General features: G+C 69.3%; 1 protein-coding gene. It reads left to right on the top strand.

Annotated elements, in window-relative coordinates; genetic code table 11:
* The coding region (locus ELR45_RS36395; protein WP_205855667.1) for a fibronectin type III domain-containing protein at positions 1-746 on the top strand (746 nt) is incomplete at both ends.

The raw sequence follows: 746 nt of genomic DNA, 5'->3' as shown, positions 1-746 counted from the left end.
CACCCGCCCGGCTGCACTCGACGACACGAAGACCGTCGACGCGGTGATCCTGCCGGCCGCCGTCGACCGAGGCATCATGCACGTGTTCGATGTCGCGGTGACGGACCAGGAGTACGTCGACCCGGACGCTCCGGCCGGAGACCCGGAGCGGATCGTGCTCACTGCGAGCGAGGACCCGTCGACGTCGCAGTACGTCACGTGGCGTTCGCGCAGCGCGTCGCCGCTGACGGGACGTGTGGAGCTGCGCCCCGCGGAGGGCGACGGCGAGACCGTGACGGTCGACGCCGAGCAGAAGCCCGAGCGCAGCCTCGACGGCTACGCCACGCGCAGCCACTCGGCGCTGCTCGACGGGCTCGACGAGGACACGGCATACGAGTACCGGGTCGCCTCCGGCGATAGCTGGAGCGACTGGTACGCCTTCACGACGGCGTCGACGGACGCCGATCCATTCACGTTCCTCTACTTCGGTGACGCCCAGGAGGGGATCGACACCGTCTGGCACCAGACGTTCGACGCGGCCATCGAGGCCCACCCGGAGGCCGAGCTGGGTCTGTTCGCCGGCGATCTGGTCAACGTCGGGCGCGCGGACAACGAGTGGCGCGACTGGTTCGCCGGCGTGCAGGGCACCGTCGAGTCGATGAACACGCTGGCGACCGTGGGCAACCACGAGATCGGCGGACAGCCGTTCATCGAGAACTTCACCGACAGCTTCGAGTATGCCGCCAATGGCCCGGTGGCCGCCGATG

It is taken from the genome of Phytoactinopolyspora endophytica (assembly GCF_004138495.1).
GTDB lineage: Bacteria > Actinomycetota > Actinomycetes > Jiangellales > Jiangellaceae > Phytoactinopolyspora > Phytoactinopolyspora endophytica.
The sequence above is the reverse complement of the archived record's forward strand: the minus strand, read 5'-3'. Positions and strand labels throughout refer to the sequence as shown.